This is a genomic window from Ancylomarina sp. YFZ004 (assembly GCF_054254355.1).
In genome coordinates this window covers 210783-228027 of the sequence record NZ_JBTCHQ010000003.1, presented here as the reverse complement: position 1 = coordinate 228027, position 17245 = coordinate 210783, and the positions used below count along the sequence as shown (strand labels likewise).

Below are 17245 nucleotides of genomic sequence, written 5' to 3'. Positions count from 1 at the left end.
TTATGGATGATCTCTTTATGATTTTCTGAGCAAAGCTCATTTTTAAATATCGAACTCCTTTAAAAATTGAGTAAGTGAGTCATTTAATTGGCTTATTGCTAGGCTACAATTATTCCAAGCCAACACGCAACATCTTAACTAAATTATATGAATCATCCAATTTCAAAAATGGATACTCAATCTTGCTGAGAAAAAGACCATTGGGATACGCAGGTTGTTTCTCTTTATAATCTTTTTCCTGATTCAAAATTTCCCTAAACTCATCTACAGTCATTTCACCACGCCCGACTTTCAACAAAAAGAAAATGCAAATTCTAATCATGCCTCGTAGAAAACGATTGCTGGTGATAGTGAATCGCATGCGTCCCTGTTCTTCATTCATAAACAATTCACAATTGCTTATTTGGCACAAAGTATTTTTGTATAAATCTGGTTGCTTGCACAGCGCTTTAAAGTCTCTAGTTTCAAGGATAAGAGCCGCAGCCTTTTTCATTAAGTCGAAGTCTAAGACCCAGTTCTCATAGAGGGAGCTGTTATGAAAGAGGATCGGGTTTTTGTTCCAATGAATAAAATAATCGTAGGTGCGTGCTACAGCATCATAACGACAATGTTGATCTTCATTAACTTCGAAGACTTCAAAAACCGCAATGCTAGTGGGTAAGTTCTTATTCAGTAGAAATTTTAAATCGAATAGGGGAGCTTCATCAAGATAGATGTGAATGACATATTGACTGGCGTGAACACCAGCATCGGTACGACCGCAACCATAAACGCTTATACTTTTCTTAAAGAGCCGAAAGAGCGCTTGCTCTATAACTTCTTGAATCGTGTTTTGAGTGTTCTTTTGCTGCTGCCAACCACTGAAGCTGCTGCCATCGAATCCTAAGTGTATGAAATATTGCATCTGTATATTTAGAAAAAAAACAAATTTAGTTATTGTAAATATGTTATGACCTAAAAAAGTATGATAGTTATTATATATTTTATTTTTGATCAGCTTCGAAAAGCTGTATTAGAATTTTTGAATCAGGAGGATTCCTGCAAATATTAAAAGCACACCAGCAATTCGACCCCAGTTGACAGGTTGAACAGGCACACCAAAGAAACCAAAGTGATCTAATGCCAAAGAGAAAACCATTTGTCCTGCTATTATTAGACCAAAACTAAGAGCTGCTCCCAATCGGGGAACTAGAAAAATGATGGATGTCACATAAATAGAACCCATAAGACCACCTACCCATGCGTGTGCAGGTGCCTCTTTAATGGCTAGCATTATATTATTTGGGGTACGTGTTCCTATGATCACCAATAGTAAAATAAAGCCACCCACAATAAAATTGACGAGTGCCGCCATAACCGGTGCCTTTAAGAAAGTACCCAATTTAGCATTAATACTTGCCTGAATGGGTAATAAACAGCCAACAGTAAGAGCCAATAACATTAGAAAATATCTCATATTTGATTTTAAATTTGGCCACAAACTTAGCTAATTTCTAAAGATTCTGAGAGGAAAAGGTGAGAGAGAGCTTCCCCCCTTCACCTTTAGGATAGATCCATTTAATATCAATCCAATAGTTCAGCTATTTCAAAACAATTAAATATAATCCTTTTGAATTTCTAATCCTTTTTCTTTTAGTTCTTGTGTTACTTTCCTTAAGAGCTTTACTTTCTGATTTAAAGGCAAAAACGCAGATTTGAAACCATTCGTAATTAGATACTTTATTTCTTTGGGGCTGAAGTTGAATTCTTTGATTGCCAATAAGTATTCGTCGGTAAGCGTTGTTTTTGAAATTAATCGATTATCCGTGTTAATGGTTACTCTTAAGCCCATATCAAAATAAAACTTGATAGGATGTCTGGAATAGGATTCTATCGCTTTAGTTTGAAGATTTGAGGTAATACACATCTCAAGGGGTATTCTATGATCATTGACATAGTTGAGCAGGTCGCCATCTTCTTTTAGTCTTGTACCATGGCCAATTCTATTGGCTCTAACATGATGCAGTGCCTGATGTATAGATTCCGGGCCATAAGCTTCACCTGCATGCACAGTTGTGTTAATATTGTTATTTATAATCAGGTAAAAGGCTTCCTTATGATATTTTGCAGGGAAATTTCTTTCGGCTCCAGCAAGATCAAATCCTACAACACCATAGTTTTTATAGGCAACACAAAGTTCAGCCAGTATGTTTGTTGTCTCAGGACTTAAATGACGTAATCCACATATGATGATTCCAATGGTGATATCGAAATCTTTTTCAGCTCTGTTTTTTCCATCCAATACAGCCTCAACAACCTTGCTAAGGGACAAACCACCATCTACGTGAAGAATAGGAGAGAATCGAACTTCTAAATATCTGATGTTTTCATCTGCACAATCTTCAGCCAATTCGTAAGTAGCACGTTCTAATGCCTCTTTGGTTTGAAGAACCGAACAGGTAATATCAAATGGTCTTAGATAATCGGTTAAGCTTTTACAATTGTTACCAACTTCTAAAATTTGCCTTAATTTATCTGGATTTTCTTCGGGTAAAACAACCTTATTTATTGCTGCAAGCTCAATAATGGTTTCAACGCGCATTGATCCATCTAAATGACAATGTAGTTCAGCTTTGGGTAAGCTTTTTATGAATTCTCGTGTAAGTTCCACTCTTTAATTATTTTGTTAATAGAAAATAGCTTAGTTTCTAAAAATAAAATGGTTGCGGTTTAAGATTGATAACAGAATTAGGCTGGTAGTTATCTTAAAACCTCTACAAAGATATCACTAAATTTTAAAATGATAGAGTCATTCTAAATTGGCTGCGATTTTCACCTTTGTTTTTTTGTAGAGCCTTGCATAATTGAATAAAAGACAGCAAATTGCGAAGATCAATTTATAACTAACTTAAAATCATTCCCCAATATGAAACCTTACGCTCTAGCCTTATTACTTAGTTGTTGTCTGTTTGCTTGTTCAAAACCAGAATACCCAATTGTAGAAATAGAAACTATTTTGGGATCCATTGAATTAGAAATCTATGAGAACAAAGCACCTATTACGGCAAAGCATTTTTCATCAAATGTTGACAATCAGGTTTTTGATAAAGCTTGTTTTTATAGAGTGGTTCATATGGACAATCAAGAAGGGAGAGATATTAAAATTGAAGTGATACAGGGTGGTTTATTTCATGATTCAATCGTTGATATAATGCCAACTATCAAACATGAATCAACGAATAAAACAGGAATATTGCACTTAGATGGTGTTATTTCTATGGCTAGGAATAAGCCTGGAACGGCTTGTACAGAATTCTTTATTTGTGTAGGTGATCAGCCACATTTGGATGCGGGTGGACTTCGGAATTCCGATAATGAAGGCTTTGCTGCTTTTGGAAGAGTGATAAAGGGTATGGATGTTGTTAGAAAGATTCAAAAGCAAAGAGAAGAAAATCAGATGCTGATTGAACGTATTCCTATAAGTGTTATGAATAGAAAATAGATATTCTGACTATTAGCTACAGTATGAAGATGTGTGGGAGAGAATTAACGGTTTTGTTAGGTCCATACGGATTAATAAAACCGTTATTCACATACCACTTTGATGCTTCTTTAAATATGACTTGAAATAAACAATAAAATACAAATTAAACACATCAAATATAATGCGACACCAGCTATTGTTGCTTTATTGATCTTTAAATTTTTAGGCATGCTGTTTATTTTGTGTGAACAGTTTTTTAACTTGATTTCGTCTATTCAATAACCACTTTAATATTCCCCCAACAGGACAAAAGAATCGGCAAAAAAAGTTTGAAAAGAACAATGCTCCTATAAGTGAAGTAGGTAAAATATACCATTGAACTCCAGCTCCTTTTAAGGAAAATAGCATGGCAAAAGGTTCGTAAGATGATACACTTGGGTTTTTGGATATAAAAATCAGAATCAGAGATAGCCAAATTAATAGGTTTGGAGTCTGAGATAAAACTTTCCCTAATGATTTATTCATGTTAATATTTATTCCTGAAATCTGATGCAAAAGCATTTGACTCGCTCTGAATGGACAAATGGCTGTACAATAAACATTCTTCCCCCATACAATTACCAAACTAAGTGTTCCAGCAACTAGCAACCACCAGCTTAAGTGAGAGTGAATATCAGGGAAATATCCCAGTAGTATACGTCCAAAGTGTGTTAATGACAGCGATGCATTAAACAGAAAACCGATGAATACCAAGCCAAGGAATAGATTTAAATAAATCAACTTCTTTTGCTTTAGATAAATGGCTAAAAAACCAATCAATATAATTAAAAATACAATGCCTTCTTTTAGAGATAAATGCCATTTTACCTCAATTTTAGGTGTTTGAGTTTTAAAAACGCTTTTCGCAATTAGATAAGAGGCATTACGAGCAGCATTGGCAATGGCCAATGAACTTACAGTTGCTCCCGATACGGCATCCACATCTTTTTTTAGTTGGAATTGGTCAGTTAGTCTCTTCCCATCGTATTGTTGGTAATATTTTTTGTTTGAAAGTTTTGCAACAAATGAAGGTGTTTCAAAACTCTTCATCAACTCTGCTTTTATTATATTTCCTGTGTTATTACTAAGAATAGCGACTTGCAAAGGACCACCATATCCTTGTGATGATCCTGTTGCTAAATAGCCCAATAGAGTATCAGCCTGGTAAATTGGATAGACAGCTTCTTTCGCTTCTCCCAAACTAATATCTGTAGCTTGTAATATTTTTAAATGCTCAAGTTGCTGAGAGTTATCGATGAAAATCACCCCATAACAGAAAGCTATGCCTAGACTTATCCAGGCAAACCAATTGATATATTTCTTCATGTATTATTCTAAATCCTTATTAATAGAGATCGAAGTCACGCTAATGCGTGACTTCGATATTCAATAGAACAAAAACTAGTTGCTTGTTGCTTTTTTAAGAGTCAATTTTCTTCCTAGTACCAAAAATATGATTGCAGGTATCACGAAAACAACGAGTCCCATACTTGCTGCTCGTGGTTCACCTTCAAGTATGGAACTACAGCTCCATGCTATTCCGAAGATAAAAAGGAAAATACCAAGGCATATACTTAACCAAGTTCCCCAATTGAATTTGAATTTTGTGTTGTAGTAATAAATTGTTCCCATAGCTAGAGTTGTGATAACGCCTAAGGAAAAAAATAGGATCTCTATTCCTGAAAATATCATAGTTTTAAATTTATTAATGATTTCTATACTGGTAATTTATGAGTTGAAGAGAGGCCTAATGGCCATCGTAGCTTTTACCATCAGGACTATAGAATTTCTTTATAGATTCCTTGTCTTCAACGTTACCATATCCAAATAACTCGTCCATCTCACGCATAAGGTCGTGGACAGGTCCTGGCATTGCAGCAGTAATGCTATCAACTAATCTGTGATGCCAGAAATCAGGTTTGTTATAAGGACAGGCGGTCATACACATACCACAATCGTCACCCAGTTCGCCCCACAACTTGAAGCATTTTTTCGCATCAACATGGTATTTTTTAACACCTTTAACATTATACCAGGCATTATCCTTATTCTCATGAGTTGGATCAAAGGAAGGTTCTTTATCGTAGGAAATAGCTTTCGTCGGGCAAACATCAGCACAGCGCATACAGCTTTTGCAAAAATCCATCACTCCAAATGATTTGGGTTTATCGTATTCTACAAAATCAAAATCGGTGTATACTTTAGCTAATCGAACACGTGGTCCGTATTTGTAGGATACCATCTGACCTAAGCGTGAATTTTCGCCTAAACCAGCAGCTATGCCATAAGGAACGCTTAAGCCCATATCATTGCCTGCCGAAACAGCCTGATAACCCAGATTTTTTAAGTAAACGGATAATTGGTAGGGTACTTCGGCCATTCTTGAGTATCCTGCACCTGCAGCAGCACTACCTACGTAGGATGGCGAAGCTGAAATGCCTTCATAGTCCATTTCGAATGCCATAACTATAACTGTTTTGGGAACAAAAGGGAAGTCGCTCCAATCGGTAACAAATTTATCAGGACCCCAGTTTTTTAGCTCCTCAAGTTGTTCTGGACTTGGTGGTCCGGCAAAAGCCTTACGTGCTAGAGGAGGTATAGGATTTAAGAACTTACTGTAATCCCATCTTTCGTCTCTACGTGTAATTCCAACAAGGTCGGCTCCAAATAATTTAGCAGCTCTTTTAATTTGATTAGCAGCTTCTTGCTTACTGTCAAATTCGACTTTTTCTTTAACGACATAATCGTTATCGAAAAGGGCATGTGGATTTTTTTGAGTTTTCTGTTCCCAGGCATTTACACCAAAGTCTGGAATTGCAGCAGGACTTGGCCCTGCAGCAAAATTATTCATGGCCCAGGCTCCAGCAAAAAGAGCTTTGTCTGCTTGAGTGTATCCCACTTTGGAGTTGTCGTAAGCAAAATTCATCTTCTGAACAAAGGCTTGCCCATCTGCAACAATTTCATCTTCCACATCATCTCCAATGGCTTTCACAGCATCAACAAAAAACGAACGTGCCTGAACATGATCCCAGTTGCGAGGTGGTACGTAATCATCACGTACCTCAACAGGAAAATCGTCGTGAGTTGTGACTAATTTTTTGACAAGGTGTTTATCTAGCTTATTGGCTGCAGTTTTTTGAGGTATTGATGTTAATGCAGTTGCACCAACAACAGCAGATACTCCTCCAATTTTTAAAAAATCCCTTCTATTAAGGTTTGATGGCTTTTCGCTTTTACTCATAGCTTCAAAATTTTTGTTCCAGTTCAAAACTGCACTTAAAACCTTGATTTAGCGACAGAGCCAATAATTTCGGACGTATGCCAATTAATTAAGACGAGGGGTATTTTGACCTATGTGAATTTTTAAGGCTTAGCTGAATCCTTAATGTATTGAGAAGGTGTTTTTCCAGTGAATTTTTTAAAGGCAGCATTGAAAGTTGCCTTCGATTTAAATCCAGATTCAAATGCCATTGCCAATATCGTGAAATTTTGGTATTCTGTTATTTTAGAAATTCTTTTGAATTCTTCCACTCGGTAATTGTTAATGTAATCATTGAAAGTTTGATTCATTAATCCATTAAGGGTTTCGGATATTTCATGTGTGGGAATTTGGCATTCTTTAGAGAAGTGAGTTAGATTGAAGTCTGAATCTAAGTAAGGTTTAATTTCTTTCATGATCTGATTCATCTTCAGGACATTTTCTTCAGCCAGAGTACGTGTTAATTTAGATTTATCGTATTTCTTAAATCCCCCCAAACCAACTTTTTCGGTACTCAAATGTAAACTTTTGGGTTCGCTCACAATGACGTAACTGATAGCATATCCCAAAATTACCAGAAAACCCAAATTTATAATGTCCATAGTGGCCTCAGTACCTTGAATAAAAAGGGGAAGGTTTATTTTAAAAACTAAAATGACAAAATGAATTGTCATCATGATACAAAGTAACCTGATTAGAATCGTTCTTTTTTTATTGTAGTTAAAGATGTTTAATGAAAATCCTTTAATCTGATAAAAGTTCCCTATCATCTTTAGAATTAGGATTGGATAAATCAGATAGAGGGATATGAGGACATTCTTTGCAATTAATAAGAGGGTGGTTTTATGTGAATCCGTATTAAGATATGAGACGAAAATAAGGCCATTAATTAAATGTGGAATTAGATGTAATAGACTGACTTTTGTGAATTTAAGCTTTCCATATAATACGGACATGACATAGTAATATACCATAAGTGGGGCTATTGTAGCAATAGGTACTACAACAAAAGGCCAGTTAGAATCTAAATCGATTAAACCCTTGTAGAAGAAATAGTAATAAATGTAGTGAGTTATTATATTTAATAACACAAGCTTAAGAATTAGATTGGGTAATGTTCTGAATTTTGCGCGTAGTAATATAATAATGAGGCCAATAATTTGAGCTCCACAAAAAAGTATTAAATAGGGTATATTCATAAAAAGTATAAGGCTTTAGATTCTGGAAAAATAAAGCAATAATTTTATAAAAGCAATTTCCTTACCATATTGTCTAGAAGAGATTATTAATGTCCGATTTTGTCATGATTTAATAATCAACAAGCTTGAGTTGTAGGTGTTTTAGAAAGAGATTAATACATTTTTTTCACACTCTGGTTTGTTTGATATATTCTCAACTTGGCAATAACTCTTTTATTATGTAGAGTCGTTCTATTTTACACGGGATTATGATTTTGCTTGATATTTAGATACTGTTTAATTGAGATAATTCTTAATTTCGATAGTATTTCATTTGTGAGAGCACATTACTAACCTATAGGGTATGTATTGTGCACTCACAAATTCGATATATTAAAAATATAGGCACTTGTGTATATTCTAACAAGTTAGGCACAATTTCAACACACATTTAATGAAATACTCTAGGAATCAAATAAAGAAGGCGGGTCGAATTTTTAAGGAGAAACTTGAAGCCACGGAGACTGATATATTACTCGCTGAAGATATTCTAACCTATTGGAGAACCATACATGGTAAATTAATTGAAGAATTTCAAAAGGATATTAATGAAAAAGTAATTGAAATTGACAATACTGCTTTTATCGCAAAAAGATTAAAAAGGAGTCCATCAATTATTAAAAAATTGAAGCGTTTAAATAATCTTCAACTTTCAACAATGCAAGATATTGCAGGAATTAGAGTTGTTGTTTCTTCACTAAGTAAAGTTAGGAAATTGGTCAAGTCATTAAAATCAGGTGCATTTGAAGAGCAATTTAAACATGAAGATGATTATCTAGCATCCCCAAAGAGAAGTGGTTATCGAGGAATTCACCTAATTTACAAATTTAAAAATGAAGACATTCCTGAATTACATGGGCTTTTGATTGAAGTTCAAATTAGAACGTCTAAACAACATGCATGGGCAACTTCTGTTGAAACAATGGGTACATATTTGAATAGTCATTTGAAATTCAATGAGGGTAAACCCAAGTGGCTTAATTACTTTGCGTTGACAAGTTCTGCTTTTGCGTATATTGAAAAAACAAACCTGGTCCCACAGTATTCTGAATTATCCGAATTTGAAACGTATAAAAGGGCTATCTATGAATATAATTATAATAAAATTGAAGAAAGTTTAGAAGCCTATTCTGTAGTTTCTGATATTATTTGTGATAAGAAAAATTCGGACAAAAATTATCATTTAATTATACTAGATGTTATCAAAAAGAAAATAACTATTTCAAGCTTTTCAATTCCAGAGTTAGAAAAAGCAAATGAATACTACACCAGTTTAGAACGTGAGTTTCAAAATGATGATAATATGCAAATTGTATTAGTATCAACAGTTAATGTTAAAGAATTAAGAGAAGCTTATCCTAATTATTTTCTAGACACTAAAGAGTTCATCAAAAATATGCATACAATAAAAAGAAGATATAATAAGATTAAAAAAAGTGCCTAATAAAAGCTAAATTTCATGGGCGGTAACGCTCAATTTGAAAGTTTAGCTCAATTAATAAACGCCAGCAAGCCAATTCAATGACTCACTTACTCTATTTTCCAAGGAGTTCGAGATTTTAAAATGGGGTTTGCTCAAAATATAAGTAAATAAATTCGGCTTGCTTGCGGGTTACTCACTTCGTTTCGTGAGCTCTCTTTGGTCGGTAGATAAGGCAACACTTTAATCGCCCACACAACTAAGCAAGACCGTTGTGTGGCATATGAAAAAAGAGTCAACTGCACAAATAGCACATTTAGTTTCAACAAAACACGAGCAAACCCTTAAAAACCAAAGAGCTATTTTTCACCATCACTCGATATTATGATGAATGAAATTCTATATATAGACATTGAGTCCACCAAAAAAGGAAAAATAGAAGATGTTGGCGCAGTTTTCAACGGACAAGAATTGCATGAAAAGCAGCTTGCCAAGCTTGAAAGTTGGATAAATCAAGCAAAATATATCTGTGGTCACAATATAGTTGCACACGACATTCCTTTACTGGAAAGAGTACTAGGAAATGAAATATTTAGAAGTAAAAAAATAGTTGATACACTTCTGTGGTCTCCATTATTATTTAGCGATAATCCATATCACAAGCTTGTAAAAGGATATAAAATAGTTAACGATAGTGATTATAATAACCCTTTGTCAGATTGCAAATTAACCAAGCAATTATTAATAGACGAGCTTAACAAATTCAGTGAATTAGATTCAAACATACAGCAGATTTATGGTAGATTACTTTCTAATTCTAATGCATATTCAGGTTTTTTAGAATTGATTGATTTTCAATTAAACAACATAAATATAAGATCTGAAATAAGTGAATTATTTAAAAACAAAATTTGTGAAAGTGCCAATATTTTTCAATTAGTAAAAAACAATCCTATTGAACTAGCCTACGCTTTTTCACTAATAAACACCAAAGAGGATAAATCTGTATTAGCATATTGGGTAAATAAAACACTTCCTAAAACGCAACAAATACTAGATGACGTAAGGTTTAAGTTTTGTGGTAAGCCAACTTGTACTTATTGCAATTCAAACTTAAACCCTAAAAAAGCTTTACAAAACTATTTTGGATATGAAGACTTTAGAAGCTTTGACCAAGAGGAAGAAATAAGTTTACAAGAAAAAACTGTTAGAGCTGGATTAAGTTCAAAATCATTTGTTGCCGTTTTCCCAACTGGAGGTGGTAAATCACTTACGTTTCAATTACCGGCATTGATGAAGGGGACTTTATCTCGTCAGTTAACGATAGTTATATCCCCCTTGGTGTCCTTAATGAAAGATCAAGTTGAGAACCTTGAAAAGCGTTTTGATATTAATAAGGCAGTAGCCATAAATGGATTGTTATCTCCACTAGAAAGACAAGACGCAATTGAGAGAGTTGAAAAAGGGAGTGTACAATTATTATATCTATCTCCTGAATCTTTGAGATCACCAACGATATTAAGGATTTTAAAACAACGTTCAATAGCTAGATTTGTCATAGATGAAGCACATTGTTTTTCATCTTGGGGACAAGATTTTAGAGTGGATTACTTATACATTGCTGACTTCATTAAAAGCTTAGAGAAAGAAATAATGTCTGGAAAAATTCCTGTTTCTTGTTTTACGGCAACTGCAAAGCCTCAGGTTATTGAGGACATCAAGAAGTATTTTAAAACTAAACTCGACATTGAATTAGACGAATTTGTAACTAGAGCTGGTCGAACAAATTTAAAGTATGAGGTAATAGATATTGAAGATCCTGATCGCAAGATGAATGCCTTATTATCCTTGTTAGATCGTTGTGAAAAGCCCGTAATTATTTATGCATCTAGAATTAAGAGAGTGGAAGAAATACACGGCTTAATAGAAAAAGCGGGGTTTAGTTCTACTTATTTTCATGGAAAGTTGGATAAAGATGTGAAGAAGGAATATATGGATGCTTTTATGAATAATGAAAAAGACATTATTGTAGCAACATCCGCATTTGGGATGGGGGTTGATAAAGATGATGTAAAATCTGTGATCCATTATAATATATCCGATTCTTTAGAAAACTATGTACAAGAAGCCGGACGTGCAGGGCGAGACGAAAAAATAGAAGCTAAATGCTATGTTTTATTTAATGAGCAAGATTTAAACAAGCACTTTAGCTTGTTGCAACAGACCAAAATAAATCAAAAAGAAATTCAACAAATATGGCAAGCACTTAAGTATTTGTCAAAGTTTAGAAAAGATAATAAAATAAGTAATTCTGCTTTGGAAATAGCACAAAAAGCAGGGTGGGATACCGAAATTCAAGAATTAGAAACCAGAGTTAAGACCTCTGTTGCAGCTTTAGAAGATCAAGGGTTCTTAAAACGGACACAAAATTCACCAAGTATATTTGCTAATAGTTTGATGGTTCCAAACATTGATAAAGCTTTAAGGGTAATACGTCAAAGTAAAAATATAACAGAGGCTCAAATTCAACATTGTTCGGGAGTACTGCAACGAATAGTTAAAGAGGATGAGTGCAGAATTGATTACTTAGCAGAAAGAACGGGGTTAAAACTAAAAGAAATACGAGATGTAATTGATATATTAAGAGACCATCAAATTTTAGGAGATGCTAAAGATCTAACCGCATTTATTAATCTGTCTCAATCAAGCAATAGTTCTAAAAGAATACTGGAACGCTATCGGAAAATTGAAATTGTATTGCGTCAATTTGTAAAAAAAGATATTAAAATTTCAATGCGCCAACTAAATCAAAACCTAATTGATGAAGGTGTCGAAAAAACGTCAATTGAAGCGATAAAGAACATTCTTAATTATTGGGAAATAAGAAATTTCATCCATAAAAGGCGTGTTGATCGTGAAAATGATTTATACCAAATAAAAGTTAAACACTATGATTCATTAATTGAGGATATTCAATGGAGGCATGACTTGACCTTAGATGTTTACGAACTTCTCGAGAAATTTTATTTGGAACAAAAGGAAAAACAAAAAGCGCAAGACAGGAAGGAGCTACCTGTAAGTTTTTCAATGTTAGATCTCAAAAATTCCAACCAACTATTTGGGCAGATTAAAGAGGAAGACATTAAACGATATGAGAAAACCTTACTCTTTCTAAATCAGATAAAATCAATAAAACTAGAAGGTGGTTTTATGGTGTCCTACAATAGATTGAATATTGAAGAAATAGACAGATCCATACCAAGGTTCACAAGTGAGAACTTCAAGAAAATGGATCAACATTACCGTTCTAAGACGGAACAGATTCATATTGTTGGTGAATACGCTAAAAGAAGGTTACATAATTATGAATCTGCACTAGGATATGTTAATGACTATTTTAGTCAACCTTATGAGGAGTTTATAGCCAAATATTTTCCCAGACGGAAAAAAGAGATTGGAACTCCATTAACTCCAAAACGACTTGAAGAAATTACAGGTGTTTTAGATATGGATCAAGCACGAATTGTAAATGACGGAAAATCGGAAAATATATTAGTTTTAGCAGGTCCTGGAAGTGGTAAAACCAAGGTGCTGGTTCATAAAATTGCTAGCCTATTATTGCTTGAAGATATTAAGACGGAGCAGTTTTTAATGCTTACATTTTCAAAAGCAGCTTCTTTAGAATTTAGAGCAAGAACGATAAAACTTGTTCCAGAATATTCTGGGCTTATTAAAATCACAACTTTTCATGGTTTCTGTTTTCAATTAATGGGACAGCTGGGAGATTTAAAGAAATCTGAAAACGTAATTAAAGATTGTATTAAAGCAATTAAAGATGAAGAAATTGATATTTCATCTATTACTAATAAAAGCGTATTGCTCCTAGATGAATTTCAAGATGTAAATAAGGTTGAATGGGAACTTATACAAACCATAATAAATAAAGCAGGAAACATAAGAGTAATTGCAGTTGGAGATGATGATCAAAATATTTATAGCTTTAAAGGATCTTCTAACAAAAACATGTTAGAGTTCAAAGAGAAATATAATGCTACAGAATATTCGTTAATTAAAAACTATAGAAGTAGTTCGCACATTGTTCAATTCAATAATGAATTACTTAATAAAATTTCAAATCGATTAAAAACACAAGAATTAGAACCTGTCGATAAACAGTTGGTGTCTAATATTAAATTAATTAGGTACAACACCTCATATTTAGAGAAGTCATTAGCCGAAAGAGTAATTCAAGATAATCATAACGGAACAAGAGCTATACTCGTCAGAACCAATAAACAAGCCTTAATGCTTCGTACATTACTAAATGAATTAGGGCAAAAAACCAGACTTATCACGGGTCTTGAGGGATTTAGCTTAGATCAATTATTTGAATTAAGAACTTTCACCGATCATATTAAACGGAATATCAATGATGCGGGTTTAATTTTTAATAATGTATGGGAGGAAGCAAAGAATAATTTTAAATCAAAACACAATTCTAGTATTCATTTTGCTGTATGTTTAGAGATTATACAAAAGTTTGAACTAAATTATGACAAGCAAAAACAACTAGTAGATTGGTACGAATATATCCGTGAAATAAAAATGGAAGATGCTATAAATGCGAATGCCAATGCAATAATAATTGCAACAATGCATAAATCAAAAGGTAAAGAATTTGATCATGTATATCTACTCTTAGAAGATTATAATTTCAATAGTGATGAGTCAAAACGAGTATTATATGTTGGCTGTTCTAGAGCAAAATTAAGTCTACAGCTACATTGTAATTCTTCATTTTTTGATGAATTTAATACTGATAGGCTGTCGGTAATTAAATTTGAAGGAAAAACAGAAAAACCTAAACATTTTGAATTGATACTTGGACACAAAGACATTGATTTGGGTTCTCAAAAATATTTTAAAACAATAAATAGTATTACAACGCTAAAATCAGGGGATAAACTTAAAAATTATTCTGTCCAGTTTGCGAATAACAAAGGAATAGGATTAGCAAAGCAAGATGGAGGAGAAGTACTTCTATTTTCAAGGCAATTTAGGGATGAAAAGTACAATAAATTTGTAAAGAATGGTTATCAGCTATCAAACGGAAGTGTTGAATATTTAGTTTATTGGTATGATTCTAAGGATGACAAAGAATATAAAGTTGTTTTACCTAAGTTGAAGTTTGATAAAAAAGGAAATCACGAATACAAGAAAAAACAACTTTAGAATCAAATTAATGAAACTGCCAACGCATAAAGCTATACACATTGCCAAGTCGCTCGAAAACGAACAGCACGTACGGTTCTGAGAGAGGCTTAGGGTGAACGGTGAAGCCCTCATGTAGCGAAACGGAATAAACTCCCTTTGCCTACTCGACACAAGACCGTTAGCAACAAGTAAAATAAACTCCCATTAATAATCATGAACAAATGACAAATCAAGAAAATAAATCTTTACAGATAATATTTTAGCCTAACAAAAAGATCAGAAAATATTGAAGAGTTAAATGAGGTGTTGGCAGCCTAGTTTTATATGGAAAAATTTAAAGGAAAATTTCGAATAGAATCTAATCGTGCTAAATTTTGGGATTATTCATTCCCAGCAGATTATTTTATTACCATATGCATCTCGGGTCGTGAGTGTATTTTAGGTGAGATCATTGATGGTAAAATGATTTTGTCGGAATATGGTGAAATCGTTGAAATGGAAATAAAAAAAATACCAGAATACCATAAACGTGCCATTATGAATGTTTGGACTGTTATGCCCAATCATATACATTTTATTGTTTCGTTGGGCGATTATGGTTTCGATAATGGGATATCGGCGATTGATAACGTTATCGTAAACGATACCGTAAAGAAAATTCATGAATTTTCTCTACATCCAACACCATCATCACCGCCGTCACCAACACAATTGATAGAACAATGGTGGATCAACCCTATATATCAACCAAACATCGATGAAATAAAACAATACCGTAAAGAACGCAGGAAAATGATAATCCCTAAAATATTGGGCAAATTCAAACAACAAACATCAAAACAAATAAATATTGTACGTAACACATCAGGCATAAAAAATTGGCAATCCAATTATCATGACCACATCATACGTAATGATGACGAATATCAACGAATAAGAAACTATATTATCAACAACCCCAGAAATTGGAATGACGATAAATTCAAGGCATAAAAAAATCGTGTAGATTGCCGTTCCGTTAGTCTAGCGGAGAATATTTCGATAGCTTAGTAAACACCTCTCATGTCACCGCACGAACGGTTCTGTTAGGGGTTTAGGGGGAATTGAAAATCGACGTAGTCAAATCCCTTTATTAACTCGATATCGAACCTAAGCACTTATGCGATAAGACCGAAAGAACATAGATAAAGCAAACCCAACTCACAAGGGTGGGCTGGGTTTGTTATATAGCTATCGATATGCTTTTTTTTATTTAATGAGTTGTTTGAAATAGGAAGGCGTATTCGTTTCAAAAGTCATTTCTTCATTTGTGTGAGGATGCCTAATTGTTAATGTGGCAGCATGTAGAGCTAAACGTTTTATCCCTACACTTTTTTCACCATAAATTTTATCCCCAGCCACAGGGCAGCCTTGGTCATAAAAATGCACGCGAATTTGATTTTTTCTACCCGTAAACAAATGGATGTGCACTAAACTAAATCGTTCAGATTCTTTAATGACCTTATAGCCCGTTTTGGCAAACTTACCCTTGTCAGCATTTCTAACCGAGAAAACGCGATGAATACTATTCTCTGCTAAATAAGAAGTGATGATGCCTTCTTTCTCACGCATTTTACCTTCTACTACTGCCACGTATTTTTTGCTAAAGCTTTGCCATTCATCTTGAAGGAAGAATTTTGCTTTCTCTGTCTTTGCAAAGACTAAAACACCAGATGTATCTTTATCTAAACGGTGTACAATAAAGATTCTGTTCTTAGATCTCAAACTTCCTTTTTTGACGTATTGACTAAGTAAGAAATAGGCCGTTTTTTCTCTCTCTCTGGCACTAGCCATAGTCAATAAACCACTAACCTTATTTACGACAATAATATCCTGATCTTCGTAAAGAATCGTTAGTCCTTTGGGTTGGTGTTTGCTTGATGGCTTTTTATTTTTCTTCTGAATCTCTTCCATATATATAAATATAAGCACCCTGTTCTCATGTTTGATCGCTTAAAAAAGCGAGGGTGATTGGCTCGGGTTGTTGTATTGAAGCAATTGATTTTCCTTCATTAATTATAATGCAAAGATTGCGCTTTCATTTTGTTTTTCACTCAAAAGGATTTCAAATAGTGTAAAAAAAGTTGAGGAGTGGGGGAAAATGGAACAATTGCATGTTGCGCTTAACCCTTAATAGTCAAAAAAACTCAATTTTATTTATGATTAAAGGCGATGTCAAAATCGCATGTGAGTTTATTAAGGCTGATAAATCTTCGGTGATTTGTCTTTAATAAAAGGTATATAAATAAAATGCTGTAATTGTCTGGCATTATTCGAGTAATAAGCTTTCATAATTAATAATGAGTATGGTTTTTATTAATATAATTTTTAATTTGTTTTAAAGTTATTCTTCAAATTAAGCTTATATTTGATACTAGAATGTCAACAAAAACAATTATACATATCCTTTCTAAAGGCTATCTAAATCTAGATAGTCGTTTGATGCTTTTGTGCATTTTTCCCGATCTGTAATTTTATCCTTTCTATAGATTTTCATCCGATCTATGAATATGTCGTCTAATAATTGACGAGAGTTTGTAGGTGATTGTGGAATTCTCCTTTTGAAATCAAAA

General features: G+C 33.7%; 12 protein-coding genes. 4 read left to right on the top strand and 8 right to left on the bottom strand.

Going from position 1 to position 17245, the window contains the following annotated elements:
* Positions 1-109: 109 nt before the first annotated feature.
* From truA to add, 3 genes are all read right to left on the bottom strand, one after another.
* A complete protein-coding gene (truA, locus tag ACXR6G_RS06535; RefSeq protein ID WP_458360607.1) occupies positions 110-904 on the bottom strand; it encodes a tRNA pseudouridine(38-40) synthase TruA in 795 nt (264 codons plus the stop codon).
* A 108-nt stretch (positions 905-1012) separates the two neighbouring features.
* Positions 1013-1456 carry a DMT family transporter gene (locus tag ACXR6G_RS06530; protein ID WP_458360606.1) on the bottom strand — a complete coding sequence of 148 codons (444 nt, stop codon included), beginning with the start codon at positions 1454-1456 and terminating at the stop codon, positions 1013-1015.
* 138 nt (positions 1457-1594) lie between these two features.
* Complete coding sequence (gene add, locus ACXR6G_RS06525; RefSeq protein WP_458360605.1) at positions 1595-2650, bottom strand: adenosine deaminase; 1056 nt, start codon at positions 2648-2650, stop codon at positions 1595-1597.
* 255 nt (positions 2651-2905) lie between these two features.
* Between add and ACXR6G_RS06520 the strand changes: the two genes are divergently transcribed.
* Positions 2906-3481 (top strand): peptidylprolyl isomerase, encoded by a 576-nt coding sequence (locus ACXR6G_RS06520; RefSeq protein ID WP_458360604.1) that lies wholly within the window; start codon positions 2906-2908, stop codon positions 3479-3481.
* Between the two features lie 204 nt (positions 3482-3685).
* On the opposite strand, the gene ACXR6G_RS06515 is transcribed toward ACXR6G_RS06520, so the two are convergent.
* The 4 genes from ACXR6G_RS06515 to ACXR6G_RS06500 all read right to left on the bottom strand — a co-directional run bounded on the left by ACXR6G_RS06515 (position 3686) and on the right by ACXR6G_RS06500 (position 7960).
* On the bottom strand, positions 3686-4828 hold the full coding sequence (locus tag ACXR6G_RS06515; protein ID WP_458360603.1) for an FMN-binding protein: 1143 nt from the start codon (positions 4826-4828) through the stop codon (positions 3686-3688).
* Positions 4829-4903: 75 nt separating this feature from the next.
* Positions 4904-5194 carry a hypothetical protein gene (locus ACXR6G_RS06510; RefSeq protein ID WP_458360602.1) on the bottom strand — a complete coding sequence of 97 codons (291 nt, stop codon included), beginning with the start codon at positions 5192-5194 and terminating at the stop codon, positions 4904-4906.
* Positions 5195-5249: 55 nt separating this feature from the next.
* Positions 5250-6743, bottom strand: coding sequence for a reductive dehalogenase (locus tag ACXR6G_RS06505; RefSeq protein ID WP_458360601.1), 1494 nt, complete (start codon positions 6741-6743; stop codon positions 5250-5252).
* A 122-nt stretch (positions 6744-6865) separates the two neighbouring features.
* Positions 6866-7960 (bottom strand): helix-turn-helix domain-containing protein, encoded by a 1095-nt coding sequence (locus tag ACXR6G_RS06500; RefSeq protein ID WP_458360600.1) that lies wholly within the window; start codon positions 7958-7960, stop codon positions 6866-6868.
* A gap of 433 nt (positions 7961-8393) precedes the next feature.
* Here ACXR6G_RS06500 and ACXR6G_RS06495 point away from each other — a divergent pair, with 433 nt between their 5' ends.
* The 3 genes from ACXR6G_RS06495 (at position 8394) to ACXR6G_RS06485 (ending at position 15626) form a co-directional block, all read left to right on the top strand.
* Positions 8394-9443, top strand: a complete 1050-nt coding sequence (locus ACXR6G_RS06495) for a hypothetical protein (protein ID WP_458360599.1) — start codon at positions 8394-8396, stop codon at positions 9441-9443.
* Between the two features lie 360 nt (positions 9444-9803).
* Positions 9804-14651 carry a RecQ family ATP-dependent DNA helicase gene (locus ACXR6G_RS06490; protein ID WP_458360598.1) on the top strand — a complete coding sequence of 1616 codons (4848 nt, stop codon included), beginning with the start codon at positions 9804-9806 and terminating at the stop codon, positions 14649-14651.
* Between the two features lie 306 nt (positions 14652-14957).
* Positions 14958-15626, top strand: a complete 669-nt coding sequence (locus tag ACXR6G_RS06485; RefSeq protein ID WP_458360597.1) for a transposase — start codon at positions 14958-14960, stop codon at positions 15624-15626.
* A 255-nt stretch (positions 15627-15881) separates the two neighbouring features.
* Here ACXR6G_RS06485 and ACXR6G_RS06480 read toward each other — a convergent pair whose 3' ends face one another.
* Positions 15882-16604 carry an RluA family pseudouridine synthase gene (locus ACXR6G_RS06480; RefSeq protein WP_458360596.1) on the bottom strand — a complete coding sequence of 241 codons (723 nt, stop codon included), beginning with the start codon at positions 16602-16604 and terminating at the stop codon, positions 15882-15884.
* Positions 16605-17245 lie beyond the last annotated feature (641 nt).